The following is a 26059-nucleotide window of genomic DNA, read 5'->3' on the forward strand; positions in this document are numbered from 1 at the left end:
GGAACGACCCGCGCCCCGGGCCGACGTCGTACCCGCCGGCGGGCGAGCCCTGTCAACTCGCCCGTGGCCAGCGCGGCGCGGTGGCGGGGGGTGCCACCGGCCGGCCGGTGCCGGCGGCGCGGGCGCCGGCCCGCACGGGGGGAACCGCCACCCGGGGAACCTGACCACGCACCGGATAGCCGGTGACATGGCCCTGGCGTGGCGGATACCCGGCGGCCCGGTCGGTCCGCGGTGGGTGGGAGACGGTCCGGTCGCCGCCCGACGGACGGGCCGCCGGGGGACGTCCCGGGTTGGGCCCGTTCACCAGGAACGGGAACGGTACGTGCACGAACGGGTTGCCGTGCCGGATGAGGGCGTCGAGCTGCCGCTCGTTGAGCCCGTGGTTCAACAGCACCTGCCGGCCCCAGCGGTGCAGGCGGCAGGGGAACCGCGATCCGTCGTTGCGGCACAGCGCCCCGGAGGGCCACTCCTCGGCCGCGTGTACCACCACCGCCCGGACCGCCAGCCGGACATCCTCGGGGGTCAGCGGCGTCGGCACCGGCAACTCACCCAGAATCTGATCGATGGGATCCGTCGACTGCTCATCAACTCGCACGGCAGGCCTCCCGCAACTCCGGTGGCGGTGCGCTTGAGCAGCGCACCTCAGACATTGGTACGGTCCCCACAGCGGGATGGTTCAACCGCCCGCACGGAGTAGTTCTCGCCTCAGACCAGTCCGGCGTCGTGCACGAGCAGAGCCACCTGCACCCGGTTGTTGAGGCCCAGGCGGGCCAGCAGCCGAGAGACGTACGCCTTGACGGTGGCGACACTCATGAACAACTCTGCGGCGATCTCGGCGTTGGTGCACCCCCGACCCAGGGCCACCGCCACCGCCCGTTCCCGTTCGGTCAGCCCGGCCAGCAGCCGGGCCGCCCGATCCCGCCGCGGATCGGCGACCGTACCGGCCGTGACGTGCGCGATCAGGCTGCGGGTGACCGTCGGGGACAGGGTCGCCTCCCCCGCCGCCACCCGGCGTACCGCCCGCACGATCTCCGCCGGTGGGGTGTCCTTGAGCAGGAAGCCACCGGCACCGGCGCGCAGCGCCCGCAGCACGTGCTCGTCCGCGTCGAAGGTGGTCAGCACGAGCACCTCGGGCGGCTTGGGCAGGGCCCGCAACAGCTCGGTGGCGGCCAGCCCGTCCATCCGGGGCATCCGGATGTCCATCAGCACCACGTCCGGCCGGCAGGCCGTGGTCGCGGCCAGCACCTCGCTGCCGTCGGCCGCCTCCCCGACGACGGTGAGGTCGGGGGTGCCCCCGAGGATCATCGACAGCCCGGCCCGGACCAGGGCGTCGTCGTCCACGATCAGGATCCGCACCGGTGGGGTACCCGAACCGGGCTGCTGTTCGGCGGTCATGTCGCCGGCCAGGGCAGCCAGGCGGCCAGGCGGAAGTCACCACTGCGGTCGCGGCCGTGTTCCAGCCGCCCGCCGGCCAGGTGCACCCGCTCGGCGACGCCGATCAGGCCGGTGCCGGCGCCGGGGATGGCTTCCCCGGTCGGCTCGCCCACCGGCCACCGGTTACGGATCTCCACGCTCAACCCCTCGGCCGGTGCGCCACGCAGCCCCACAGTGACGGCCGCCCCCCGGGCGTGCTTACGGGCGTTGGTCAACCCCTCCTGCACGATCCGGTACGCGGTCCGACCGGTGGCGGCGGGCAGTTCCGCCGCAGCGGACACCTCGTCCCGCAGCTCTACCCGGACCCCGGCGGCCCGGGATTCGGCGACCAGGGTGGGCAGGTCCGCGATGGTGGGCTGGGGACGCTCCGGCTCCGTGGCCAGCGAACCCTCCGTCCGCAGCACCCCGATCACCTCGCGCAGATCCTGCAGGGCGGCATGGGCACTGCTGCGGATCACCCCGGCGGCCCGGGCCACCTCCTCTGCGGGGGCGTCCGGACGGAATTCCAGGGCCCCGGCGTGCAGGCTGAGCAGGGAGATCCGGTGGGCCAGCACGTCGTGCATCTCCCGGGCTATCCGGGTGCGCTCCACCTGCTGGGCCTGGGCCACCCGCAGTTGCTGCTCGGCCTCGGCCCGCTCGGCGCGCTCCCGCAGGGAGAGCACCAACTGCCGCCGGGCCCGGACGAACATCCCCCAGGCCAGCACCAGCAGGGTGATCACCACCCCCCAGATGGTGGCCGGCCAGTAGGTCAGGTCGGGATCGGGACGCAGCAGCGCGAAGAACATGTTCGCGACCAGGCCACCCGCGGTGACCGCCAGGGCCACCGCGGTACGCCGGTGCACCACGACCGTGAAGTAGATGACCAGCAGCGAGACCACCGCGGTCATCGAGAACGCCGACAACGGCAGGGTGGCCACGGCCAGCCCGACCGGCCAGCGGCGACGGAACCACAGGGCCACCGCCAGGGACACCCCGATCACCGCGTCCGCGAGGATCATCCAGGGGTACGGCAGCCGCTCGGCGTAGGCCGGCCTCGGGGAAGCCGCGTCCAGGGTGGCCACCACCACCCAGCCGATGGCCACCAGGAAACAGAGGCTGTCGACCAGCCAGTCCCGGGGGGTACGCCGAAAGCCCGGACGGGTGGGATCGAGCGCCCCCGGCAGCAACCCGGGATGGTCGGGGATGACGGCGCTGGTCACAGGCGCAATGGTAGGCAGCCCAGGAGAGTCCGACCAGCTACCAAAGTCGACACCTCGGTGCCTACCTTGGTCGAGGCGAGGACAGACCCTCGGCCGCTGTGCTCGACCGGGTGGCCCGGGCAGGCTGACCGACATGATCGCGGTAGAGCAGTTGACCAAACGATATGGACGGCACACCGCAGTCGATGACGTGTCCTTCCACTGCGAGCCGGGCACGGTGACCGGCTTCCTGGGCCCCAACGGGGCCGGCAAGTCCACCACGATGCGAATGATCTGCGGACTCACCCCACCGACCTCCGGCACCGCCACCGTGGCCGGTCACCCCTACCGCCACCTGCCCAACCCCGGCCGTACGGTCGGGGTACTGCTGGACGCCTCCGCGCAGCACGCCGGGCGGACCGGCCGGGAGGCGCTGATCCTGGCCGCCGCCACCATGGGGGTCGACCGGCGGCGGGTGGACGAGTTGCTCGACCGGGTGGGGCTGACCGGGGCGGCGGCCGGCCGCCGGGTCGGGAAGTACTCCCTGGGTATGCGGCAGCGGCTCGGCCTGGCCCAGGCATTTCTCGGCGATCCCCAGGTCCTGGTGCTGGACGAACCGGCCAACGGCCTGGATCCGGAGGGGATCTTCTGGATGCGCGGACTGCTGCGCGACTTCGCCGACCGGGGGGGCACCGTGCTGCTCTCCTCCCACCTGCTCCGCGAGGTGGAGGCGGTCGCGGACCGGCTGGTGATGATCGGGGGTGGCCGGATCGTGGCAGAGGGCAGCAAGGAGGAACTACTCGCCGACAGCGGCACCCTGGTGCGGGCCCGCGACCGGGAGGCGTTGCGCGAGGCACTGCGACGGGCCGGGCTGCCGGTCAGCGATGGCACCGACGGGCTGCTGGTCGACGCCGACGGCGAGGCGGTCGGGTTGGCCGCCGCTGAGGCCGGGGTGCCGCTCACCGAGCTGCGCCCGGCCGGCGGCGGCGGCCTGGAGCAACTGTTCCTCACCCTCACCGCCGGACAGGACCGGATCGCCGGCCCCCTGGCCCCCGTAGCACCGACCGAGGAGACTCGCCGATGACCACCACCCTCGCCCGGACCGTAGGCACGCCCGCCCCGGCCACCAGCCGGACACCCTCCCTGGTCCGGCTGACCGGGGTCGAGCTGCGCAAGCTCGTCGACACCCGGGCCGGACGCTGGCTGCTGATCGCCATCGGCCTGGTCGCCGCCGTCATCATCACCCTGCAACTGGCGTACGCGCCGGACGACCAGCAGACCTTCGCCAGCTTCTTCGGCACCTCCCTGTTCCCGGTCGGGGTGCTGCTGCCGGTGCTGGGCATCCTGTCGATCACCACCGAGTGGTCGCAGCGCACCGCGCTGACCACCTTCGCGCTGGTCCCCCGCCGGGAGCGGGTGATCATCGCCAAGCTGGTCGCCGTGCTGCTGGCGGCGCTGGCCTCGGTGCTGGTCTGCCTGGCCGTGGCGGCTGTCGCAACACTGGTCGCCGAGGCGACCGGCGGGGCGGGCATCTGGCGTCTGGACGGAATGCTGCTCGTGCACGCCCTCGTGCTCCAGGTGTCCACCGCCCTGATCGGGGTGGCCTTCGGTCTGCTGTTGCTGCACACCCCACTGGCCATCGTGGCCTACCTGGTGCTGCCGATCGCGTGGTCCATCCTGGGCGCTCTGGTCCAACCGCTGTACCGCGCCGGGGAGTGGCTGGACACCAACCGGACCATGGAACCGCTGTTCACGCCCGAGATGACCGGCGGCCAGTGGCAGCGGCTGGTGGTGTCGCTGCTGTTGTGGCTGGTCGTACCCTTGGTCGCCGGTCTGGTCCGCACAATGCGTCAGGAGGTTACGTGACGGCGTACGGGAAACCGACCGTGGTCAGTGACGGTGTCGGGGAACTGGTGGTGCTCTGGGGCGGGTTCCCGATCGTCGGGGCCGCCGTGGGAGGGCTGCTGGCGGCCGGCGCGGGCTGGGTGACCGACCTGGCCTGGGCACCCGCGCAGGGACTGTTCCGGCTGATCGACGGCCTGCCCGACGGGTACGCCCTGGGTGGCGGGGTGGGGCTGGGGGTGCTGGCCGGTCTGGTGGTCGCCGCGATGGGCACGGCCGACCGGGTGCAGGTCACCGTGGACGGCACCCGGGTCCGGTTGCGCCACCAGGGCAAGGAGCAGGAGATCGCTCGGTCGCAGACCCGGGTGGTGTTCGTCGACGGCAAGGATCTGGTGCTGCTCGACGGCGGCGCGGGTGAACTGGTCCGGCAGCGGTCCGACCTGCCGACCGACCGACTGGCCGCGGCGTTGCAGGAGCACGGCTGGCCCTGGGCGGACGCCGACCCGCACCGGGACGAGTACCGGCGCTGGGTGCCCGGCCTGCCCGGCCTGCCGACCGGCGCGGACGCGCTGCTACGCGCCCGGCAGGAGGCCTTGGAGCGGGACCGGCGCGATGAGGCTCGGGAGTTGCGCGCGGAACTCGGCCGCTACGGCGTGGTGGTCCGCGACGACGCCAAGCGCCAGTACTGGCGGTTGACCCGCTCGGACCGGTCACCACAGTGACGGTCTGCGCCTAGCGTTACCCGAACGCGTTAAAAAGGGGCCCCTCCTCTGCCGCAGGCGTTAAGAAGGGGCCCCTCCTTTCGAGCTGAGCCGGCCTACTTCCAGTGGTGCTTGTGGCCGTGCTTGTGGTGGTGCTTGTGTCCCTTGCCCTTGCCCTTCCCGGGTGCCTTGCCCGGCACCCCGTTGACGGCCGAGGTGTCGAAGGCAAAGGTGATCACCGAGGCGGCCACGGCGTCGGAGTTGACGTCGAGGGCGAACACGTTGACGTTGCCGTGGAGCTTGTACTTCTTGCCCAGCGACTTGTACACCGCCGGGTCGCCGCCGTCGGCGACGGGCGTACGGCTGTCGCAGGCCAGGTGGTAGCAGGGGTCGTAGGCGACTCCCGCCACACCGCCGAAGAGGGCGGCCTCCTCGGCCGTCTTGACGCCTTCCGCCCCGGTGAACAGACCACCGGCGGGGATCTGGACGTCGATGAAGGCGCCGTAGTCCGAGCGACCGGTGAAGTCGGAGGCCACCGTGGGCAGCTTCCGGGAGGCGAAGAACTTCTCGAAGACCTTCTCGATCTGCGCCGAACCCTCCGGCCCCGGGCCGGAACCCTCCTGTGCCGAGTCGTCACCGTCGTACACCCCGAACACGTAGTTCGGCGAGCCGATCATGTCGAAGTTCAGGTAGAGGGCGATGTCGTCGACCTGCTGCGGGCTCAGGCTGTCCACGTAGTACTGCGAGCCGATCAGACCCGCCTCCTCCGCGCCCCACCAGGCGAAGCGGACCGCGTTGTACGGCTTGACCTTCGCCATCTGCAGGGCCACCTCCAGCAGCGCGGCGCTGCCGGTGGCGTTGTCGTTGAAGCCCGGCCCGGCCGGGTCCGAGTCCAGGTGCGCCCCGGCCATGACGACGTTGTCGGTGCGGCCGTGCTTGCTCTGGGCGATGACGTTCTCGGTGCTACGGATCTCCGAGGTGGTGTCGGCTTCGATCCGCACGGTCAGGCCCGGCGTGGTGGCGAACTGCGCACCGGTGTAGTAGGACACCGAGACCGCCGGAATGCCGACCGGGGCGCCGAGGGTGCCGGCGAACAGGTCGTACCGGTCGGCGTTGGCCTCCGGCGTACCGTTGCCCTGGTTCATCATGATCGCGCCGATCGCGCCGGCGGCCTCCGCGTTGGCGACCTTGTCACCGAAGGCGCAGGTACCGCGCTGCACCAGAGCGATCTTGCCGACCACGTCCACCCCGGCGAAGTCGCTGGCCTCGCAACCCGAGGTCGAGGCCCGCGGCGGGTCGAGGGCCAGGTCGACCGGGACGACGAGCCCCTGGGCGACCCCGGCGCCGGAGTAGTCCATCAGGGTGTAGTCGACCCCGTCGACGTACGTCGTGGCCGTCGGCGCCACCTGGGCGAACGAGGAGCCGAACTCCTCGTAGAAGGCGAAGTCGAACTGCTGCCGGGTCACCTGGTACCCGGCCTTCTTCAGCAGCCGGACCACGTAGTCCGCGCTCGCGTCGTAACCCGAGGTCCCGGAGGCGCGGGTGCCGTTGTTGGCGTTCGCGATGTCCTGGAACTTGTCGAGGTGCTTGAGTACCCCCTTGACCGTCACCGCCTTGGTCAGCTTGGCGACGGTGTTGTTGTTCGGGCTGGCCTGCGCCGGGCCGGCCAGCGCCATCGTGCCCAGGAGGGTGCTGGCCGCGATAGCGGCAACCACCCGCCTACCTGAGAAAGGCACCACGATGTGCCACGTCCTTCCTCTGTGGAGATCCGGCTCCCCGCACCCCCGTGCGCCGGATGTTTGGTGGCCATCCTGCTGCACCGGACAGGACACGGCAAAGCATCTGTTCAGTCGGGTCACATAGACGTTCGTTCCAGTACGCCATCTGCCTCGGTGATTGGCCCGCAGCGACCGTGTCCAATGGCGACGATTGAGGCAGGTCAACGGCGGTTCAGCGGTGCGGACCCCGCAGGCCGGCCAGCAACTCGTCCAGGGAGTCCGGGTCGGCCCACCCGTTCACCGCGACCCGACCGGCCGGGTCGACGGTGATCTCGACCCGGTCCGGGCTGACCGACAGCTCGTCCAGCAGACCCGGGAACCGGTCGCTGAGCAACACGAACTCCTGATTGGTGGAACCCACCCAGGGGCGGGCGGTGTCGATCCGGTCCGCCTCGAAGGGACCGGCCACCAGCAGGTCGGTCGCCGCCAGCAGGGCGGCCACATCGGTACGCCCGGCCTCGACGGCCGCCGTCAACCGGGTGCGGGTGTAGCCGGTGAAGGTCATCACGGACAGTCCGGCCGCGCCCACCTCGGCGGCCACCTCGGCCAGGGCGGCCGACTGGTCGAAGGGTTCCCCACCCAGCAGGGTCAGCCCCTCGGTGCCGGCGTCGAGCACCCGACGGGCCAACTCCCTCGGGGCCACCTGCTCGCCGCCGCGAAACCCCCACAGGTGGGGGTTGAAACAGCCGGGGCAGCGGATGGCGCAGCCCTGCACCCAGATGGCGGTCCGCTCCCCCGGCCCCTCGGCCCGGGTGGTGGGAAGGAACCGGGCCAGGGCCACCGTCTGCGCCCCGGAGCGCGGAATCGGAGCAGGTTCAGACATCCAGTACGCGTCCCTGCGGGGGTTGCCCCGGCGGTCGGATCGGCCGCGCGCAGACCAGACGGTCCCGCAGTCGGGCGTACTCGTGCGGGGCCAGTCCGGCGGCGGCGACGAACTCCGACAGGCTGCCGAAGCCACCCCGCCGGTCCCGCTCGATCAGCACCTGCCCGGCGCGCTGCGAATCGAACCCGGGCAGGGCGGCCAGGTCGTTCAGCCCGGCGGTGTTCACCTCCAGCGGCCCGGTGTTCGCCTCCGTCGGCCCGGCGGGGGTCACCGGTTGGCCCGGCCCCGACCCGGCGGCAGGTCCGAAGTAGTCCGTCGGCAGGGGCGGCGGATAGGCCGCGAAGGTCGGATCCCCGACCGGATACCCCGGGGCCGTCGGCGGGGAGTACGCCGGTGCGGTCGACTGAGTCGGCGGATACCACCCGGAGGTCGGGCCGGTGGGCGGGTAGGTCGGCGGATCGACCGGCGTGGCCGGCGGGTAGGACGACGAGGTCGACGGGTAGGTCGGGTAGGTGGGCGGGGTGGCCGGGCTCAGACTCGGCGGGGGTGCCAGGGTGCCGGGCGGGTACCCGCCGATCGGCTGCTCGTACCAGGGGCGGTAGCCGGCCAGGTGGCGCAGCCAGGCGGAGTTGATCAGGCAGGCGTGCACGATGCCGGCGATCCAGACGGCCAGCATCAGGCCGACCATCCAGTCGGAGAAGGCGCTCTCCGAGTCGGACGAGCCGGTCAGGATGAACGCCGCCCAGCCGACCACCAGATAGCAGCAGCCCGCCAGCCACCAGGCCGGCCGACGGGCCCGCAGACCCACGTAGAGGAAGCCGAACCCGCCGAGACAACTGAGGCCGAGGATCGGCAGCAGCAGCCACCAACTGTGCAGCAGACGCCAACTGAACTTCGCCGCCGGCGAGGGCTCCCCGGCCGGCATGAGCCGGGCCGCCGGATGGCCGACTCCTCCCGGCCCGGCCGGCGGGTAACCGGTGGAGGGCGCGTACCCCTCGGAGGGCGGCCACCCTCGCGGGTCATGCCCGCTCGACATCGTGCTTCTCCTGGCGCAGGACCGCGGGGGTACGGGCGTGGTCGGCGGTGAAGGCGCTGTGCACCGCCCGGGCCGCCAGCAGGTCCTCCAGCACGGCGACATAGTCCAGACACTGGTCGCCGAGGATGTCGTGGGTCTCGGCGCTGACCTCACCGGAACTACTCACGGTGATCACGATCCGGGGTCGCTCGGTCATCAGGACCGCCCCTGCACGGCGAACACCAGTCGGACACTGTCGTCCTCGATTACCTGTTCGGACTCCAGCCGCAGACCGGCTGCGGGGGCCTGCTGACGCAGCCGCTCCAGCACCGCCCGCTGCACCTGCCGTCCGTACGCGACATCGATGGCCTGGACCACCTCGACGGCCCGCTGCTCGTCGACCTCGCCGGCGAAGTGGGCCGACCAGATGCCGTCCGCATCGCGCTGGAACCTAGCCCGTACCCCGGCCCAGTCCGCGGTGATCACCTCATGGTCGACGCCGACCACCGCAGCGGTGTCGTGAAGGGCGGCGGCGAGCAGGTTCTCGTCCCGCATCCGGGTCTGCACCTGGCAGACCACCCGGCCCTGCCCGTCGCGGCCGGCCGAGACGCCCTGGGCCGCCGCCACGGCCGCGACGGCCAGCGGCAGCAGTACCAGCGAGATACTCATGATCGGTCTTCCGTTCTCCCTCGGGCGGAACTCAGAATTCCACTGCTCGTCCGCCCTGCCCGCGCGACGCGGGTGGGGTGTTGGGCGGTCGGACGATGTCGCGGGCCCCGCGATCCCAGTCCTCGGCGGCGGTGGCGGCGACGGCCCGGGTGTCGGCCCAGTTCCGCAGGGCGTCGATCCGCTCGGCCTGGGTGACACTGAGCGGCACCATGCTCACCACCGACTGGACCAGGTCGTCCGAACGCAGGGGACGCCGCTCGGAGAAGGCGTCGAAGAGCCCGCCGACGACGGCCTGTTCGATCTCCGCTCCCGAGTAGCCCTCACTCAGTCCGGCGAGTTCGGCGAGCAGCGGGTCGTCGAGGGTCAGCTCACCGGCGACGGCCGGGTTGCGGAGCCGCCGGGCCAGGTGCACCCGCCAGATCGAGGCTCGTTCGGCGCGGGTCGGCAGGTCGACGAAGAAGATCTCGTCGAAGCGCCCCTTGCGGAGCAGTTCCGCGGGTAGCGCCTCGATGTTGTTGGCGGTCGCGATGACGAAGACGGACTGCTTCTTCTCCTGCATCCAGGTCAGGAAGGAACCGAAGACCCGGGTGGAGGTGCCGGAGTCGCCGGTCCCACCCGCGAAGCCCTTCTCGATCTCGTCGATCCAGAGCACGCAGGGGGCGCTGGCCTCGGCCGTCCGGATGGCGGTCCGCATGTTCTGCTCGCTGGAGCCGACCAGCCCGGCGAAGACCCGACCGATGTCCAGCCGCAGCAGCGGCAACCCCCAGGCGGCGGCGATCGCCTTGGCGGTCAGCGACTTGCCGCAGCCGGGCACCCCGGTGATCAGGACCCCTCGTGGGGCGGGCAGCCCGTAGGCGGCCGCCTCCGCCAGCCAGGACCCGTCCCGCTTGGCCAGCCACCGCTTGAGGTTCTCCAGCCCGCCGACATCGTCTAGGTTGACGTCGGCGTCGACGAACTCCAGCAGCCCCGACTTGCGTACGGTCTGCCGCTTCTCCTCGTGCACCACCTCGAGGTCCTGGCCGTCGAGCATCCCGTCGTTGACCATGGCCCGGGCGAAGGCGTTCTCCGCCTCGTGCAGGGTCAGCCCGAGGGCCGCCTTGGCCAGCCGTTCCCGGCCGCGCTCGTCCAGCATCATCTGGATGCGGCCGCTGGCGGAGTTGGCGGCGATCATCCCGTCCAGCACCTGCCGGATCTCCGCCTCGGTGGGCAGCGGGAAGTCGACGATCGTCACCTCCTTGTCCAGCTCCGCCGGGATGTGCAGCACCGGGGAGACCAGCAGGAGGGTGCGCGGCACCGGGCCGGACTTGAAGGCGGCCACCAGGTCCCGCAGTCGCCGGATCAGGCCGGGGTTGCCGGGTCGACCGTCGGCGCCGAGGGCCGGATGCAGATCCTTGAAGATGAGTACGCTCGGCTGGTCGATCCGCAGGGCGGCGTCCAGGGCGGCCTCGCAGTCCGTGGTGCCCTGGCGGGAGGTGCCGTCCGGGGCCACCAGCCCGGTGGTCACCGACCAGGTCCAGACGGCGCGCGGGGTACGCACCAGGCTTGCGTCCTGGGCGATGGCGCAGACCTCGGCGATGACCCGCTGCTCCTCGGGGGATTCCACGTAGAGAATCGGAAACCGCGCCCGGAGCATCTGCGTCAGCGCATCGCGGAAGGCCACCACCATGCCGCATTCCCTCCCCCACAGAGCACGGCCGACGTGCGCAAACCATAACAGCACCGGACGACCCCGAGTTCAGGTGCAAGCGGGTGATCAGCGACAAATGATCAACACCGGCCACCGCCTCTCAGCTGCGCAAGCACATCGATACACGCCACGCCTGTGATCAACTACGCGGCCGGGTCGGTAAGCCCCACATGCCGCCATCTGAGTCGCGGCGCCGGCACGCCGTACACCCTTCGCTAGATCTGATCTGGCGGCTACCGGCCGCCGTCTCGCGCCGGTGAAGCGAAGCTGACCAACCACCGGCCGCCGTCGTTGTTGTAGGGGGTGGGCCGGAATTGTCGTACGGGTGCGCTGGGGTGAGGCAGCATCCGGGTCCAGAGGGCAGGCGCACCGCCGATGCCCCGGTGACCCGCAGGAGTCTGCTAACGGAAGGACAACGAGATCATGAATAGACGCGCCACCGGCCTCGCCATCGAGGCCGAGGGGCTGACCCGGTCGTTCGGTGAGACCCGTGCGCTGGCCGGACTGGACCTGACCGTGCCGGCCGGCGCCGTGTACGGGCTGCTCGGGCCGAACGGTGCCGGCAAGACCACCGCGGTCCGGGTGCTGGCCACCCTGCTGCGCCCGGACGGCGGCAAGGCCCGGGTGTTCGGCCACGACGTGGTCGCCGAGGCCGACGCGGTCCGCGCCCGGGTGAGCCTGACCGGCCAGTACGCCTCCGTCGACGAGGACCTGACCGGTACGGAGAACCTGATCCTGCTGGGCCGACTGCTAGGCCTGCGCAAGCCGGCCGCCCGAGCGCGGGCCGAGCAGCTGCTGGCCGCCTTCGGGCTGACCGAGGCCGCCGGCCGGCAGGTGAAGAAGTATTCCGGCGGCATGCGGCGCCGCATCGACATCGCGGCGAGCATCCTCAGCACCCCCGACCTGCTGTTCCTCGACGAGCCGACGACCGGGCTGGACCCACGCAGCCGCAACCAGGTGTGGGAGATCGTCCGGGCGGTGGTGGCCCACGGCACTACCGTCCTGCTGACCACCCAGTACCTCGACGAAGCCGACAAGCTGGCCAGCCGGATAGCGGTGGTCGACCACGGCCGGGTGATCGCGGAGGGCACCCCGGGCGAGTTGAAGTCGTCCGTCGGCTCCGGCACGGTCCACCTGCGGCTGCGGGAGGCGGCGAAGCGGCCGGAGGCCGCGCAACTGTTGCAGACCACCCTCGGTGTGCCGGTGCAGTTGGATCCGGACCCGGTGGCGATCACCGCCCGGGTCGGTGGGGACGGCAGTGACCTGGACGCCAGCGCTCAGGCGGCCCGGGCACTCGGTGAGCTGTCCCGCGCCGGGATCGTGGTGGACGACTTCTCCCTGGGCCAGCCGAGCCTGGACGAGGTCTTCCTGGCCCTGACCGACCGACCCGCCGTATCGACGGAGACCGAGCGTGACCCCGTGGAGGTAGCCCGATGAGCAGCGACACCACCACCTCGACCGGTCGGGCCCCGACGGTCTACGTCCCCTCGACCGAGGCGTTGGCGACCGTGCTCGCCCCGGGCGGGCGACCGCCCCGGCCCAGCCCCCTGGCCGCCTCCCTGGCCTTCAGTTGGCGCGCCCTGCTGAAGATCAAGCATGTGCCGGAGCAACTGTTCGACGTGACGGCCTTCCCGATCATCATGGTGCTGATGTTCACGTACCTGTTCGGCGGGGCCCTCGCCGACAGCCCGCGTGACTACCTCCAGTTCTTCCTGCCGGGCATCATGGTGACCAGCGTCGTGATGATCACCATGTACACCGGGGTCGGGCTGAACACCGACATCGAGAAGGGGGTCTTCGACCGGTTCCGGACCCTGCCGGTGTGGCGGCCCGCCGCCCTGGTCGGCATGATCGTCGGGGATGTGCTGCGCTACGTTCTGGCCGCGGTGGTGATCCTGACCGTCGGGCTGGTGCTGGGCTTCCGCCCCGACGGGGGTGTGCTCGGGGTACTCGCCGGGATCGGCCTGCTCGTGGTCTTCTCGTTCGCGTTCTCCTGGGTGTGGACCTTCTTCGGACTGGTGCTGCGCAGCGAGAAGTCCGTGATGGGGGCCAGCATGATGGTGCTGTTCCCGCTGACCTTCCTCAGCAATGTCTTCGTGGACCCCTCGACCATGCCCGGCTGGCTCCAGGCCTTCGTCAAGGCCAACCCGATCACCCACCTGGTGTCGTCGGTGCGGGCCGTGATGGGCGGCACCACGGACGTGTCGAGCATGACCTGGATGGTGGTGTGGAGTGCTCTGTTCATCGCGGTCTTCGGCACCCTGACCATGTACCGCTACAACCGCCGCTGATCGACATCGCTCGTGCCGTGGCGGGGCCGCCGACCGGTCACAGCCGCCACGGCACGGGCTCGGTGGGCAGGTAGCGGCAGGCGGCGCCGGTGGAGATCGTCTGCCGCAGGTGGGCGGCGAGCGGCGGGTGCTGCTGGTCGAGGCGGCGCAGGGTGTCCCGGATCCGGGCGGTCACGGTCTTGCGGGCCCGTTCCGCCTCGTCGCCGAGACGGCGGTTGCGGCCGGCCAGGCCGGCAGCCGAGCGTAGTTGGTCGATCAGGGCTCGCCGCTCGTCGTCCAGGGTCGCCACCCGCGCGGTGTCGTCCCGCATGGCCGCCCGGTCGATCTCGTCGTCGAGGAGCGTCAGGTGCCGCCGGTAGCGGTTCCTGGCCTCCTCGTCGAGGATCTCGTCACCACCGAGTCGGCGGGCGGCGACGAGTTCCGGCCCGGCGGCCGGGTCGAGCAGCCCGACCGCGGGCACGTCGGCACCGGGCCGACCGAGCAGCAGATGCAGGTCGTTGAGCCCTTTGGCGTCCGGCAGGTACGCGGTGGTGCCGCCGTAGCTGAGCCGCCACACCGCCCCGTCCCGGCGGAACTCGTACGCCAGGGCGGTTGTCGCCCCATCCGGCTCGGCTTCGAGCAGTGGCCCACCGGCCCGCTCCGGAGAGGAGCCGATCGGTGTGGGATCGGTCAGCCGGGCGAGCACCTGTCGCATGTCGAGGCTGCGGGCCTCGCGCTCGGCTTCGCGGCGCAGGTCGGCCGCGACCTCCGAGTCGCCGGGACCGTTGCGGGCGGTGAGGGCGTCGGCCAGTGCGGTGCTGGCGATCAGCGACCAGGGCCGCGAACCCATCCGGTCGGCGTTGTCCCGGGCGGCGGTGAAGCCGGCCACGGCCTCGTCCCAGCGTTTGTCGGCCGCGTCGACCACGGCCAGCCAGTGGTCGACCGGGCCGCTGATGTCGCAGCCGTACACGGCGACCAGCCATTGACCCCGGTACGGCAGCAGGGCCTGCCGGGCGGCCTCGCAGCGACCGGGGTCGGTCACCGTGACCTGGGCCTGCAACCGCAGCCACAGCGGCAGGATCACCGACGGGTACGCGCCACCGGCCGCTGCCAACCGGGCGGTGATCCGGGCGGCGTGGCGGTGGTCGCCACGCTCGGCAGCGGTGACCGCGTGGAGCAGTTCGAGGAACTGATGCTCGGCCGGATCAAGCCCGTCGAGCAACGCCTGGGCCTCGTCGAGGCGCCCACCCAGCAGCAACAGCGACCAGATCGGGTGACGATCGATGAACAGGTGTTTGTCGTTCTCCCACCCCTCCCACCACAAGCCCATCGACGGTTCCACCTCGGGGCTGCGCAGTTCGGCGTAGCAGGCTTCGGCGGCCGCGAAGTCGCCCCGGAAGGCGCTGACGATTCCGCTGTCGATGTTGGCGGCCATCCGGTGCCGGACCTTGCCGGCCCGCCGGCCGGCGGTCACGAAGGCGGTGAGCTCGTCCAGGTAGCGCGGGTCACCGAGTTCCAGTAGCGCGACCCAACGCAGGGAGGTGGCCCAGAGCGGGGTCTCCTGGTCACCGGAGCGGCGGGCCACCTCGCGGATCTCGGCGGTGAGCGCGGCTCGGCGGGCCGCCATTCCCGGTCCCCATGCGGCGTCGTGGCGGGCCCAGAGGCTGACGCTGAGCGCACCGTCGTCCTGGTTGCGTCGGGCAAGCTCCTCGGTGGCGTTGATCAGGCCGACTTCCAGGGTCTCGACCGGCACGTCGGACCCCGGCTCCCCGACGAGCCGCCGGTACGCCTCCCGCACCAGCGCCTCCGTGTCGATCTCCGGCCGCGAGGTGATCTGACAGTGTCGATAGACGCTGAGCGCGAAGCGGGCCAGCAGCGCAGGTTCGTCGACCGCCAGCGCCTGCACGGTGGTCTCGGCCAGCAGTCGACTCGCCTCGGCCTGGTCGCCGGTGTGGAAGAGACGATCGGCCAACTCGATCATGATGCGTACCCGCTGCACCTCGTCCCGGCTGATCACCAGCGCCCGACGCAGGTGCACTGTCGACTCCTCCAAGGCGAGCCGGCAACTGGCGTCGCGGGCGGCGGCGATCAGCAGGTCGGCGCAGCGGTACGGGTCGAGACGGTCACCGGCCAGCCAGGCGTGCCGGGCCAGGTCGGCGGGGACCAGCCGCTCGGTGAGCGCGGCGTGCTCGTCGACGGCGCGGACCACGGCGGCGTGGTGATCCTTGCGATCGTCGTCGGTGAGCCCTTCGTAGAGGGTCTCCCGGACCAGGTCGTGGGCGAAGGCGTACCCGCCGTCGGGGTGGGCGAGCACGAGTCGCGCGCTCACCGCGACGTCAAGGAGGTGGTCGAGTCGGGTCGGCGGCAGCCCGGCGCTGGCGGCCAGGACCGCGCGGTGGAACTCGCGGCCCAGCACCGCAGCGACCACGAGCGCATGGACCACCGCCTCCGGCAGATGATCCAACCGTCTGCGGACCACCTCCCGGACACCGGGCGCGATGCCGCTCGTCGCGCCGTCGACGTGCCAGAGCCGAGCGGTCTGCTCGACGAAGAAGGGGTTGCCGCCGGTACGCCGGTAGACGTCGTCGACGCAGTCGGAGGTGGGCTCCCGCCCGGTGATGCGGGCGATCAACACTCCGACGTCGTCCCGGGACAGGCCGGTGAGGGTGATCGTGGTGGCCTTGGCGGTCAGCGACATCAGCAGCGGGCGCAGTGGATGATCACCCGCCTCGACCTCGGCGTCCCGGTAGGTGCCGACGAACAGCAGCCGCTCGTACCAGGTGTGCTGGGCGGCGAACTGCAGCAGTCGCATGGACGCCGGGTCGGCCCAGTGCAGATCGTCCAGGACCACCACGACCGGCCGATGTTGGCTGACGGCGACCAGAGCGGTGGTGACCGCGTCGTAGAGGGCGAACGCCTCCTGCTCGGCCGCGTCGCCCGCACCGTGCGGACCGGCCACCACGGAATGACCGGCCGGCTCGCCGTGCAGCAGGGCGAGGGCCGGCTCGGCGGACTCCCGGGCCACCGCCCAGTCGGCGGCCGACCGGCGCAGCCCACGCAGCACCTGCAACCAGGGCCAGTAACCGGGCGCGCTGGCCGAATCCCAACAGGCGGCGCCGAGGACCAGGGTGCCCTGCCGGCGGGCCTCGTCGGCGGCGGCGGTCACCAGGGTGGTCTTGCCGATGCCCGGCTCACCGCCGACCAGCACGAGGCCGCCATGACTGGCGGTGGCGCGGTCCAGTTCCGCCCGTAGCAGGCCGGCAGGGTGTTCCCGCCCGATCAGCACTCCGCCGGACTGCGCCCTCATGAAAACCGACGGTAGCCGACCGGGCCGACATTGCGGGCGCTCCGAACAGCCAACCTGCGTCACGTACCGGCACGGTTCCGGTCGGCCTGCGAAGGCCACAGGCGGGCGTCGCCCGCCGACCCGGCGCCAGCTGCGATATCACCCCAAACGCACCACCGCCGCCACAGTCGGGACCTACCGTGGTGGTGGGCAACGCTTCCCACGCGTCCGGTAACCGTCGAAGCGACACGGGGGTGTCCATGCGGCGACCGAAACGCGGCCCGGTCTTCGAGACCGGGCTGTGGCTGCGGCAGCGTCGGCGACGATGGCGGACCCGTCGGGAACGCGCCGACGAACGTCGCACCCGACGGCGCATCGACGAACGGGCCGCTCGTGCGCCGCGTTGGCGACGCGGTCACCGGGTCCTGTGGTGGGTGATCGTCGGCGGCGCCACTCTGCTGGTCCTGTGGTTGGTGTACTCACTCGTCGGGGCGGTGCTGAGGAAGGACCTGCTCGGCAGTCGTGGGCCTTCGACCTGGTGCAACGGCTCGGAGGCCGGGCCCTACTACTGCGGGCAGGTGCTCGATTTCGTCAAGGGGCTGCTGGCGGCCGCCCTCGCCGTGGCGGTGTTCCTGTTCTGGCGATACCGCCGGGTGCTGCGGTCGTATCGGAAACAGGCCCGCAACCAGCAGCAACTCGCGGTGCCCAGCGCCGAGCACGACATCAGCGACATCGAGGTGGTGGGTCGGGAGGACCTGTGTCAACTGATGGTCCGGCGGGTGCGGGATCCGCACAACCGTCGACCCCTCCTGCTGGTGGGCGGCATCGGCACCGGCAAGACCACGACCCTGGTCAAGCTGGCCGAGATGCTGATGGAGGTCGGGGTGGTCCCGGTCGGGATCAACCTGCGTGACGTCCAGACACCGGCGGACCTGAACTTCCACACGCTGGCCCGGCAGCGTTTTCAGGCTGTCATCGACACCCAACTGCACGCCGAGGGCGAGGCGGACAAGACCTGGCGGCAGTTGTGGCGGGAGAACCGGCTGGTGGTGCTCGCCGACGGCCTGGATGAGGTGCTGGCCGGCACGGAACAGCCCTATGACCGGGACAGCCTGCTCCGCCAGGCGGTCGGCGAGGCCAAGCGGGAGAACCTGCCACTGATCATCACCTCCCGTCCCCAGGACCCGTTGCGCGCCCTGGACGCGGTGCTGCTCCAACTGGAACCCCTCTCCGAGGGCGCCGCCTTCGGATACGTACGCAACCAGGGTCGCCAGGTCGACGCGACACCCAAATGGGATCAGGCCACCTCGTTGATCAAGATGGCCGATGTCGCCGACTCACCCTTCTACCTGCGGATCATCGGCAAGCTCTACCAGGTGAACCGGTTGGATCGGGTGCCGCTGGGCCCGGGCCGGGCGGTGACCCGCCGACGGCTGCTGGACGAGTGGCATCAGGCACTGGTGGAGGGGGACCTGTACGAGGACTACGGCCTGCCGCCCAGGGAACGCGGCGAGGCGATCGAGGTGCTCTCCGCACTGGCCTGCCTCGGCCTGCGCGACAACGCCCTCAAGGTCCGCACCAGCGAACTCAGCCCGACCGGAGAGTACGCCGACACCGGCCGCCGGCCGGACAGCGATCCGGTCCCCCGGCAGGCCGGTGACGGCGACCGACAGCGGATCCGGGAGGAACTGGACACCCGACTGGACAAGCTCAGTGTGGACAATCCGCAGGATCTCGGACTGGCCGAGACCACCGGCGACCGGCTCAACATGGTGGTCAAGGAGCAGGACGGCGTCCGATTCCAACACGGGGTGGTGCAGGCGTACCTCGGCTGTCGCTTCCTCGACGCCGCGCTGCGGGACGAGGGCTTTCTGCGCCGGGCACTGCGCAACGGGCCCGGCCGGGAACTGCTGGCCGCCCTCACCCTGTACTCCGGCCAGAAACCCCCCACCGCCAGGTCGGCGGGTGACGGGGACAGGCGAGTGGAACTGGTCCGGACGGTCAGCCAGGAGGCGGTCCGGACCCGCAACCGCACCCGGGCGGTGGAGATGTTCGCCGCCGCCCTGGAGATGGACGCCGCCATCGGCCACCCCACCCACCGTGAACTGGCACAGCAGATCCGCCATGCCTGGCGCCACTACCAGGGAGACGGCTCGATCACCGACCGGCCACTGGAGGACGCCAAGATCGCCCTGGTGCACCGGTTCGGCGACGCCGCACGGCTGATCGACCAGGAGCGCGGGCCCGAGCCGGGGTACCAGTCGCTGTTCAGGATGATGGCGACGGAGACCTCGTACCTCACCAGGTTGGCGGCGGCCCGCGAACTCGGCAGAGGCGGCGACCCGGCCGTGGTCGCCCTGCGCAGCCTGCTCGACGACCAGGACGCCGACCTGCCGGACGATCCGGACGCCGACCTGCCGGACGAAGACCCGCAGGTCCGTCGAGAGCGCCTTCGGCAACTGCGGGCCTGGCTCGCCCCGTCGCTGTTCCTCTTCGCCGGCGACCCACCCGAACGGCCCGGCTGGCGGCCCAGGTCCGAGGCCGAAGACCTCCTCCGTGCCTGGGTGGGTCGACTGCGCACCGACGACGAGGCGACCCGGGTCTGGGAGCTCCAACTGGCGCAGGGCTTCCGGCTGGCCGCCAACTGCCGGCACTTCTCGGCACACCGTGGTCGGCTCGCCGAAGCGGCCGAGGAGGCGCTTCGGCACTCCCGGTTCTGGTACTCGCACCTGACCCTCATCCAGGCGCTCACCCTGCTGGCCCTGCCGGAGAACCCCGCCGAGCCGCTGGGTGAGATCGGCCGGCACGGTTCCGACCCGCGCGGCCTGGTCGACTACTGGCTGGCCATCGCCGGGGGTGGGAACGCCGCCCCGCAGCCGGACGGCGAATCGGCGCACCCACTGGTGCGGACGGTCGCCGACGAGTGCGTCGCCGCGCTGGTCGACCGGCACCCCGAGCTGCACTGCTGGGTCGACGAGCACGAGATCGTCGGTCGGGTCGGCTCGGCCAGTCCACAGCCGGCCATCCGTCGACAGCAGGCATCGTGGCTGCCGCCCTCGCACGGTTGGGCGGTGCTGAAGCCACGGGCACAACGCCTGCTCGCCGATGTCATGCTGCTGCTCAATCTCGCCGACCGGGGTGGCGACGACACCGAACGCACCCGCCGGCTCGGTCGGTCCAGCCGCTCGGAGCTGCCGCCGTGCCTCACCATCGACCGCACCGCCATGCGCGCCAACCTCAGCCGCCGGCAGTCCCGCGATGTCCAGCCCGGTGCGACCTGCATCGACGACTGCCCCTTCCGGCTCTGCCCGTTGCCGCCCAAGGGCGAGGAGTTGGCGTACCAGATGGACGAGGCGTTCTGTGCCAACCAGGCCGATCTCGTCGGGCAGTGGCGTCAGCCCTCCTCCTGGGCCTGGTGGCAGAAGGTGGACCGGGAGGATCTGCGCGACTTCTGGCGGGAGATGTCGGAGCGGATGATTCCGGCCTGGCGGAAGTAGGCCGCCTCACCACCGCGCGGGGTGGGTCACCTGGGCCAGGTGGGCCAGGATGGCCTGGTTGGCCTCCCAGCCGTCCGGGAACTTCACCGGCACGTCCAGTTGCGGCACGTCGGTCGAGGGGTGGGCGTCCAGCAGCTCACCGATGCCGGCCCGGGCCACCACCACGCAGGCCTGCCGGTGCCGGGAGGCGAGCACGCAGAGCCGCCCCGACTCCAGGTGGAAGGCGGTCGCGTCGCGTCGACCGGAGAGCGGATGCAGCACGATCGTCAGGTCGTACTCCCGGCCCTGGAGGCGGTTGGCGGTGTCGACCGTGACCCCCGCTCCGGCCTCGCCGAGCTGCGCCCGGATGGCCGCCACCTGGTCGCGGTGCGCGGCCCCCACGGCGATCCGGTCCGCGGTGACCGGCGCACCGTCCGGGGCCTGCTCGCAGACCGCGACCGCGCCGCGCGCCAGCACCCGCAGCGCGAGCGCGGCGCACGCCGCGGCGGCCTCCGCGTCGGTACGCAGGGTGTGCCGGGCCGGCAGCTCGTACAGCGCCCAGCCGGTCTCCGTGGCCAACTCCACCGCCCGGTCCACGGCATCACCCCGCCCGGCCCCGGTCAGCCGCAGGGCCCGGTCGGCGGGGGCCGTCCCGGACCGGAAGCCGGTGAAGGGGTAGAAGGCCTTCGACACCACCGGGGCGGCCGAGGCGGGCAGCCGCCAGGAGACCGGCAGCCGGTGCACCGGCAGGTCAGGGTTGTGCCGCAGCAGCACGGTCACCGCGGACTGCATCGGATCCCAGGTCAACCCCGCCCACCGGCCGACCTCGACCGTGGAGAAGGGGTCCAGCTGCCCCGGATCCCCCACGAACAGGGCCCGATCGAACCTGCCGGCCACCCGCAACAGGGCGTCCGAGCGCATCTGGTACGCCTCGTCCACGATCGCCCACGGCCAGCATCCCTCGGTGACCGTGGCCCACTTGGCGGCCGTACCGATGATGACGGCCGAGGCGGCCAGGTCGGTGACCTTGGCGGCGACCCGGACCTGCTCGTGCGCCCGCACCCGGGCCGAGGGCCGGTAGTCGCTCGCGGACAGCCGCCCCACCCACAGCTCGGGGGCCTTACGGGCCAGCCGGTCGATCAGGTCGTCCACCTGCTCGTTGGTCTGCGCGATGACCATCAGGGGCTCGCCGGTGGCGGCCAACTCCACCGCGGCCCGCACCACCAGGGTCGACTTGCCCGCCCCCGGCGGCGAGTCGACCACCACCCCCCGGTGGTCCCCGGAGCGCAGGTCGGCCAGCACGGCGGTGATCACCCGATCCGCCTCGACCCCCGGCGGCACATCCGACTCCAGCAGCATCCTCGCCCACCTTCACCCCTGCGGTCCTCGCACCCTACTCAGCGGCACCGACATCCGCCCCGGCGCGCCGGTCCCGCGCCCGGCTCGCCCAGCCACCACCGGCCTCTGCCTCGCGCATACTCGGCGGCGTAGCGGGTAGGCGCGTCGCGCAGACAGGCGAGAGGCGGTCCGGGATGGCGAAGTACCTGCTCGCGGCGACCTATCAGGGCGGTGGGTTGGAAGGGCTGACCGTGGACGGCGGAACGGTGCGCGTCGAGGTCGTCCGGTCCCTGATCGAGAACGCCGGTGGCCAGCTGGAGCTGATGTACTTCTCGTTCGGCGAGTACGACACCTACGTCCTGTTCGACATGCCCGACCACGTCACCGCCACCGCCATGGCCATCGCCGTACGGGTGGGCGGCCTGGTGAACGGGCGCCTCATCCCCCTGCTCACTCCGGAGCAGATCGACGCCGCCGTCAACCTGCCGATCGCCTACCAACAACCCGGACGCTGACCGGCCCCGCCTGCGGTCGTACCCAAGATCTGTGCGTCAGGCGCCGGGTGCCGACTGTTTCGGCGATGAGATTCCCCGGCGTAGCGGCGACGATCAATCGGTGCGATCGACTCACCCGCAGCAGGTACCCGATCGGGCCGGTTCGTCCGGGGTCGAGGACGGGTGGCTGGTCGCCCGCTGGCGGCGCGCCCTGGCGGTTCTCGCGCCGCTGGTCGCGGTGGTGCTCGGCGCCGCCATGGCCGTGCAGTGGGAGGTCGGCGGCGGCCGAGCCGTCTGGTCGCTACCCGCTCCGGCGCGGTGGATGGCCGAGAACCTCCCGCTGTTCGTGGGTTCGGAACCGGCGTGGATCTGGCGCGGACCCTTCTTCGTCTCGGTGCTGCTGGCACTGCCGCTCGTCTGGACGGTCACCGGCCGCGCCACCGCGGCACCTCGACGCCTCACCAGGTACGGACTCCTCGCCGCGACCGTCGCGATCGGCCTCGAATACAACAGCCCCGGGTACGGGTGGGTGTTCGACCTCGTGGCCCTGTTGACGGCGCTGGTGGGCACCGTGTGGTGCGGACTACAGGGTCTGCGTCACGGGATGCTGCCACGCCGGGTGGCATGGACGCTAGTCGCCGCGCTGCCGCTGACGCCGCCGGCCGGCTTCCTCACCTTCTGGTACCTGCCACCCGGCCTGACCATGGGCCTACTGCTCGCCTGGGCAGCTGCCGCCATCACAGCCGGTCGACAACCAGCGCGACACCTGCCCCGAGAACTTAATCATTGATAAACATGCATGTAACTCTTTAGCATTCTCACCATGCGTGCTCGCCGCTTCACCCTCGTCGCACTCCTCGCCGCCGCGCTGGGGCTCTCCGGCACGGCCATCGCGTACGCGGCCGACGACCCGGTCATCCTGACCACCCCCGGTGCACCGGTGGTGGTGGCCAACGAGCCGCACCTGCTCACCCTGACCTGGGCACCCTCGACCTGGGTCGGCGAGCCCGGCGGGACGCCCATCCGGCACGAGGTCCGGGCGTGGCTCGGCCCCAACACCTACCGCAGCCTCGGCACCACCACCGGCACCGACCTCACCCTGACCGACCTGGCACCGGGCACCGAGTACCGACTCACCGTCTGGGCCTCCACCAACGGCGGATACTCCCTCGACTCACCGCAGGTCCCGGTGCGCACCGCGTACGGGAAGGCCAGAGTCAGTTACCAGAACATGGACTGGTCACCCACCGACAGCCAGATCCAGCACGCCCTCCAGATCGTCAACACGGGCACCACCCCGCTGGACCTGACCGAGGTACGGGTGCGTTACCACGTGACGTTCGAGGGCGGGAACACCTCGCTGGTCACCAACTGCGACTGGGCCGCGATCGGCTGCGCCAACGTACAACGCCACCTCCAGTTCTTCCCGCTGCCCCAACCGCCACCGCCGCCGCCGTCGACCGCCACTCCGACCCCGACTCCGACTCGGACGGTCCTGCCGCCGCACGGTACGTCGATCCCCGGCTGGATCGAGCTGACCTTCGCCGGCGGGACCCTGGAGCCTGGCGCCTCGACCGGCCCCATCCAGCTACGCCACCACCGGTCGAACTGGACGGCAATCGACGAGCGCGACGACCGCAGCTGGCAGCAGGCCACCGGCGGCTGGACCGAGAACAGCCGGATCACCCTCGACGTCAACGGCATCCGCGAGTACGGCGACACCAACGCGTAAGCCGCACAGTCCGTCGCGCTGATCGCGGCACCCACCAACTGACTCTCTCCCCCACCCGCTGTAGATCTTGGTACGGGACCGCCCTTCCGAGGGCCGTCTCGTACCAAGATCTGCGCGTCAGAAGCGGATTCCGGTGACAGCGCCCGAAGCAGGACAGGCGCGCGGCAACCTTCCTTGTCCTCTACGTCACGAATACCGCAGAGGATCCCGGCAGGGGAGCCCATGAGGACTTCCGTGAGCAGCTCATCGAGGTCGCTCAGGACACGGCCGACTTCGGGCCGGAGGCAACCGCAGTGGACGTGTTTACCTGGTACTGCCAGGGCAGGTTGCAGATCAGCTGATCGAGCGTCGACTGGCGCTCACGGCGACCGTACGAACCCACTGATCAGGGGCTGAGTCTTCGGGCCGTCTCGGCCGACTGCCAGCTCCGCAGCGCGTTCTTGATCCGCCGGTTCTCGGCGCGTACCTCGGCGAGCTGGCGCGACCGCTCCCCCAACTCGTACGCGAGCCGGTGCAGCAGGGCATCGACCTCGTCGACCTGGTAGCCGCGCCGGGCCAGCCGGGTGCGGGGCAGGGCGAGTTCGGTGATCCCGTCCGGGGTCAGCTGGCCGCGCAGGGCGTTGTGGCTGCGGTAGACCGTCATCGCCACGGGATCCGTTCCGGCAGGTGGATCCGCTCGCCCGGCACCCCGGCGGCGAGCAGCCGCAACCGTGACCCGGCCAGCATCGCCGGCGGTCCGCACACGTACACCTCGTGCTCGGGGCGCAAATGGTCGAGGGCGACGGTGAGCGCATCGCCCCGCTCCCCCGGCTCGGCCAGCTCGTCGTGGGAGAAGGTCGGCACGATCGTCAGCCAGTCGTGGCGCAGCTTGTCGAGGGTGATGGCGTCATACAACGCCTCCACCGAGCGGGCTCCGACGACCAGGATCACCCGCCGACCGTCCGGGTCGGTGGCGACCTGCTCGACCAAGGCGCGCAGCGGCGCCAGCCCGGTGCCGCCGGCCACCAGCAGCAAGTCACGCCCGTCGCCCAGGCTCAGCCCGGTATCCGTGGGCGGGCCGAGGTGGAGCAGCTCTCCGGGGCGTACCTCATGGGCCAGGCTGGCGGAGACGGCGCCGCCGGGGACCGCGCGGACGTGCAGCTCGACGGTGCCGTCCGGGCGCGGCGCGTTCGCCGGGCAGAGCCAGCGCCACCGGCCGGGCCGACGCGGCGTGCACACCGGCACCGCCTGGCCACACCGGTACGGCAGCCGCCGCCACGGCCGTACCGTCAGGATGGCGACCCCGTCGCAGAGCCGGTCGTGGCCGATCACCTCGGCCGGCCACCAGGCCGGGCCGTCGCCCGCCCGCGCGGCAGCCCGCTCGACCTCCGACCAGGGCACGCGGGTCTGAAGCGCATCCTCGATGACCGCGGCGTGCGCTGGATGCAGACCATAGCGACGGTACGCCCGGCCGAGCACCGCCAGCAGCGCCGACCCGTTCGGGCCGTCGCCACTGGTTTTCAGCTGCTGCAACGCGGCGTACAGCAGCGGGGCCGCCCGCTCCGGCAGCAGACCCGGCCAGCGATCCTCCACCGCCTCCCAGAAGCGCGCGACGCTCGGCTCCCGGTGCGTCTTCAGGACCCCCATCAGGTAGTCGACCGCGCGCCGGTGCTGCGCCTCCGACCAGCCCAGGCTCGGAACCTCGGGCTCGTCGCCGGTCCCGCTGGTCAGCGACCGCGCCAGGTGCGCCTTCAGCCGATCCCAGTCCACCCCGATCAGGTACGCGGACAGCTCCACGTCCGCCGCCACCAGACTCAGCCAGCGGCCGACCGCCTCGCGTGCCTCCGCCTCAGTCATCGTGTCCGGCCCTCGGCCTTGCTCCGGTCCTCGGCTTCGCGTTGCTTCCCGATCATCTGATCGACGGTGAGGCCGGCGGCTTCGATGGTGGTGTGGCCCCAACGGGCCAGGCGGCACGGATACGGGACACGTTCGCTGCGGCAGAGCAGACCGTGCGGCCAAGGCTCGGGCGCGTGCACGCGAACCGCCAGCGCGGCGAGGGCCAGATCCTCGTCGGTGACCGGGGTGAGGACGGGAAAGTCGGCGAGTACGGCGGACATCGGTGGGCGCCTCCGGTTGTGTGCTGCGTGGAGCGGCACCGGGGCGGGCGGGAGCGGCGAATCCGCGATCGGGGGACGCGGTACGCCGGAGCCAGCACCCGCCCCGGGCCATGTACCCAGCCTTCGCGAGTAGCTGACCAGGCACTACAGCGCCGAAGGAGCCTGCGTGACGCAGAAATGAGGCATCTGCGTACCCGCGTGTTCGACGGAGTGTTACTAGAGTGGCGGCAGGACGGAGGG

General features: G+C 71.5%; 23 protein-coding genes. 9 read left to right on the forward strand and 14 right to left on the reverse strand.

What is annotated here, in order from left to right; translation table 11 throughout:
* Positions 1-52: 52 nt before the first annotated feature.
* The 3 genes from OIE53_RS16960 to OIE53_RS16970 form a co-directional block, all read right to left on the reverse strand.
* Positions 53-595 carry a hypothetical protein gene (locus OIE53_RS16960; RefSeq protein ID WP_327022510.1) on the reverse strand — a complete coding sequence of 181 codons (543 nt, stop codon included), beginning with the start codon at positions 593-595 and terminating at the stop codon, positions 53-55.
* A gap of 110 nt (positions 596-705) precedes the next feature.
* Positions 706-1416 carry a response regulator gene (locus OIE53_RS16965; protein WP_442791401.1) on the reverse strand — a complete coding sequence of 237 codons (711 nt, stop codon included), beginning with the start codon at positions 1414-1416 and terminating at the stop codon, positions 706-708.
* Complete coding sequence (locus OIE53_RS16970; protein ID WP_327022512.1) at positions 1392-2633, reverse strand: sensor histidine kinase; 1242 nt, start codon at positions 2631-2633, stop codon at positions 1392-1394. The genes OIE53_RS16965 and OIE53_RS16970 overlap by 25 nt, the downstream gene beginning before the upstream one ends.
* Before the next feature lie 133 nt (positions 2634-2766).
* On the opposite strand from OIE53_RS16970, the gene OIE53_RS16975 reads away from it, so the two are divergent.
* From OIE53_RS16975 to OIE53_RS16985, 3 genes are read left to right on the forward strand one after another with little or no spacing between them, the layout of a single operon-like run.
* A complete protein-coding gene (locus OIE53_RS16975) occupies positions 2767-3696 on the forward strand; it encodes an ABC transporter ATP-binding protein (RefSeq protein WP_327022513.1) in 930 nt (309 codons plus the stop codon).
* The gene (locus tag OIE53_RS16980) at positions 3693-4478 is read left to right on the forward strand and encodes an ABC transporter permease (RefSeq protein WP_327022514.1); all 786 of its coding nucleotides are present in this window, start codon (positions 3693-3695) and stop codon (positions 4476-4478) included. The genes OIE53_RS16975 and OIE53_RS16980 overlap by 4 nt, the downstream gene beginning before the upstream one ends.
* Entirely contained in the window at positions 4475-5176 is a 702-nt protein-coding gene (locus OIE53_RS16985; RefSeq protein WP_327022515.1) for a YqeB family protein, read from the forward strand. Before OIE53_RS16980 ends, OIE53_RS16985 begins: the two co-directional genes overlap by 4 nt.
* 95 nt (positions 5177-5271) lie before the next feature.
* On the opposite strand, the gene OIE53_RS16990 is transcribed toward OIE53_RS16985, so the two are convergent.
* From OIE53_RS16990 to OIE53_RS17015, 6 genes are all read right to left on the reverse strand, one after another.
* On the reverse strand, positions 5272-6870 hold the full coding sequence (locus tag OIE53_RS16990) for a M28 family metallopeptidase (RefSeq protein ID WP_327022516.1): 1599 nt from the start codon (positions 6868-6870) through the stop codon (positions 5272-5274).
* Positions 6871-7105: 235 nt separating this feature from the next.
* Entirely contained in the window at positions 7106-7756 is a 651-nt protein-coding gene (locus OIE53_RS16995) for a 4Fe-4S cluster-binding domain-containing protein (protein ID WP_327022517.1), read from the reverse strand.
* Positions 7749-8792 (reverse strand): ComEA family DNA-binding protein, encoded by a 1044-nt coding sequence (locus OIE53_RS17000; RefSeq protein WP_327022518.1) that lies wholly within the window; start codon positions 8790-8792, stop codon positions 7749-7751. The genes OIE53_RS16995 and OIE53_RS17000 overlap by 8 nt, the downstream gene beginning before the upstream one ends.
* Positions 8776-8988, reverse strand: a complete 213-nt coding sequence (locus tag OIE53_RS17005) for a DUF2997 domain-containing protein (RefSeq protein ID WP_327022519.1) — start codon at positions 8986-8988, stop codon at positions 8776-8778. The genes OIE53_RS17000 and OIE53_RS17005 overlap by 17 nt, the downstream gene beginning before the upstream one ends.
* Positions 8988-9440, reverse strand: a complete 453-nt coding sequence (locus OIE53_RS17010; protein WP_327022520.1) for a hypothetical protein — start codon at positions 9438-9440, stop codon at positions 8988-8990. Before OIE53_RS17010 ends, OIE53_RS17005 begins: the two co-directional genes overlap by 1 nt.
* A gap of 31 nt (positions 9441-9471) precedes the next feature.
* A complete protein-coding gene (locus OIE53_RS17015) occupies positions 9472-11106 on the reverse strand; it encodes an AAA family ATPase (protein ID WP_327022521.1) in 1635 nt (544 codons plus the stop codon).
* Positions 11107-11550: 444 nt separating this feature from the next.
* On the opposite strand from OIE53_RS17015, the gene OIE53_RS17020 reads away from it, so the two are divergent.
* Positions 11551-12564, forward strand: a complete 1014-nt coding sequence (locus tag OIE53_RS17020) for an ATP-binding cassette domain-containing protein (protein ID WP_327022522.1) — start codon at positions 11551-11553, stop codon at positions 12562-12564.
* Positions 12561-13418, forward strand: a complete 858-nt coding sequence (locus OIE53_RS17025; RefSeq protein WP_327022523.1) for an ABC transporter permease — start codon at positions 12561-12563, stop codon at positions 13416-13418. The genes OIE53_RS17020 and OIE53_RS17025 overlap by 4 nt, the downstream gene beginning before the upstream one ends.
* A 37-nt stretch (positions 13419-13455) precedes the next feature.
* On the opposite strand, the gene OIE53_RS17030 is transcribed toward OIE53_RS17025, so the two are convergent.
* Positions 13456-16704, reverse strand: a complete 3249-nt coding sequence (locus OIE53_RS17030; protein WP_327022524.1) for an ATP-binding protein — start codon at positions 16702-16704, stop codon at positions 13456-13458.
* A 239-nt stretch (positions 16705-16943) separates the two neighbouring features.
* Here OIE53_RS17030 and OIE53_RS17035 point away from each other — a divergent pair, with 239 nt between their 5' ends.
* Positions 16944-20180, forward strand: coding sequence for an NACHT domain-containing protein (locus OIE53_RS17035; protein WP_327022525.1), 3237 nt, complete (start codon positions 16944-16946; stop codon positions 20178-20180).
* Between the two features lie 6 nt (positions 20181-20186).
* Here OIE53_RS17035 and OIE53_RS17040 read toward each other — a convergent pair whose 3' ends face one another.
* Positions 20187-21518, reverse strand: coding sequence for an AAA domain-containing protein (locus OIE53_RS17040; protein WP_327022526.1), 1332 nt, complete (start codon positions 21516-21518; stop codon positions 20187-20189).
* 173 nt (positions 21519-21691) lie between these two features.
* Here OIE53_RS17040 and OIE53_RS17045 point away from each other — a divergent pair, with 173 nt between their 5' ends.
* The 3 genes from OIE53_RS17045 to OIE53_RS17055 all read left to right on the forward strand — a co-directional run bounded on the left by OIE53_RS17045 (position 21692) and on the right by OIE53_RS17055 (position 23723).
* Positions 21692-22012, forward strand: a complete 321-nt coding sequence (locus tag OIE53_RS17045) for a GYD domain-containing protein (RefSeq protein ID WP_327022527.1) — start codon at positions 21692-21694, stop codon at positions 22010-22012.
* A gap of 100 nt (positions 22013-22112) precedes the next feature.
* Positions 22113-22781: a hypothetical protein gene (locus OIE53_RS17050; RefSeq protein WP_327022528.1), complete on the forward strand. Its 669-nt coding sequence runs from the start codon at positions 22113-22115 to the stop codon at positions 22779-22781.
* Positions 22782-22814: 33 nt separating this feature from the next.
* Positions 22815-23723 (forward strand): cellulose binding domain-containing protein, encoded by a 909-nt coding sequence (locus OIE53_RS17055; protein WP_327022529.1) that lies wholly within the window; start codon positions 22815-22817, stop codon positions 23721-23723.
* Positions 23724-24108: 385 nt separating this feature from the next.
* On the opposite strand, the gene OIE53_RS17060 is transcribed toward OIE53_RS17055, so the two are convergent.
* The 3 genes from OIE53_RS17060 to OIE53_RS17070 are packed head-to-tail and all read right to left on the reverse strand — an operon-like array spanning position 24109 to position 25819.
* Positions 24109-24366: a DivIVA domain-containing protein gene (locus OIE53_RS17060; protein WP_327022530.1), complete on the reverse strand. Its 258-nt coding sequence runs from the start codon at positions 24364-24366 to the stop codon at positions 24109-24111.
* The gene (locus OIE53_RS17065) at positions 24363-25559 is read right to left on the reverse strand and encodes an FAD-binding oxidoreductase (RefSeq protein WP_327022531.1); all 1197 of its coding nucleotides are present in this window, start codon (positions 25557-25559) and stop codon (positions 24363-24365) included. Before OIE53_RS17065 ends, OIE53_RS17060 begins: the two co-directional genes overlap by 4 nt.
* Complete coding sequence (locus OIE53_RS17070; protein ID WP_327022532.1) at positions 25556-25819, reverse strand: hypothetical protein; 264 nt, start codon at positions 25817-25819, stop codon at positions 25556-25558. Before OIE53_RS17070 ends, OIE53_RS17065 begins: the two co-directional genes overlap by 4 nt.
* Between the last annotated feature and the right edge of the window lie 240 nt (positions 25820-26059).

The sequence above is a fragment of the Micromonospora sp. NBC_01739 genome, from assembly GCF_035920385.1.
Taxonomy (GTDB): domain Bacteria; phylum Actinomycetota; class Actinomycetes; order Mycobacteriales; family Micromonosporaceae; genus Micromonospora.